The organism is Alcanivorax sp. HI0083 (genome assembly GCF_001635175.1).
In genome coordinates this window covers 1-797 of the sequence record NZ_LWFX01000835.1, presented here as the reverse complement: position 1 = coordinate 797, position 797 = coordinate 1, and the positions used below count along the sequence as shown (strand labels likewise).

Here is a 797-nt window from a genome sequence, read left to right as displayed (position 1 = left end):
AACAGAGGCGCGATGACGCCCTCTTGGCCTTCCTTCTGAAAGAGGCTCGTCGTCAGCAAAGCATACCGGGTTACCGTAAGCTCTGGCTGCATGCCCAGGATGCGGGGGTTTGCTGTGGGAAAAATCAGGTTCAGCGGTTGCTGCAGGCGGCGGGCTACCGTTCGCGTACGGCACCCAAGCCCGGCTACCGCAAGGCCAAGTCGTCTCTACCGGTGTTGCCCAATCTGCTGAATCGCCAGTTCTCGGTTGGGAAGGCCAACCGTGTCTGGGTGTCGGATATTACCCAGATCCGCTGCCAAGAAGGCTGGCTCTACATTGCCGTTGTGCTGGATCTGGGGACTCGTCAGATCGTGGGCCGTGCGATGGGGCCGGTTAACTGCTCACAATTGGTTATAGCGGCGCTGAAACAGGCCTGGAGGCGCCAGAAACCTGCGGGGCGTGATTTGCTGTTCCACTCAGACCAAGGCAGCCAATATCGTAGTGAAGAGGTGCTGAGTTGGCTCAATGACAGAAAGGTGACCATCAGCATGTCCCGGCGCGGCAACTGCTGGGACAATGCTTGTGCCGAGAGTGTCTTTGCCTTGCTAAAAAAGGAGTGGACTCGCCCTCTTGGAGAGATAGGCCGAGACGAAATGGCGAGCGAAGTTCGTTACTATACGGACCAGTACTATCCCAATGTGCGTCGGCACATGGCACTGGGAGGAGTTNCCCCCAGTGCCTATGCTGCGACCGTTTAATCATTAGGTGTCTACTAAATCGGGGGCACTCCAAGCTGTCAACTATCAACTATCAACTGT

1 protein-coding gene is annotated in these 797 nt (G+C 56.5%); it reads left to right on the top strand.

The annotated features are described in order from the left end of the window. A partial coding sequence (locus tag A3754_RS08035) for an IS3 family transposase (RefSeq protein ID WP_156496914.1) occupies positions 1-737 on the top strand: 737 nt, incomplete at its 5' end. Positions 738-797: the final 60 nt, after the last annotated feature.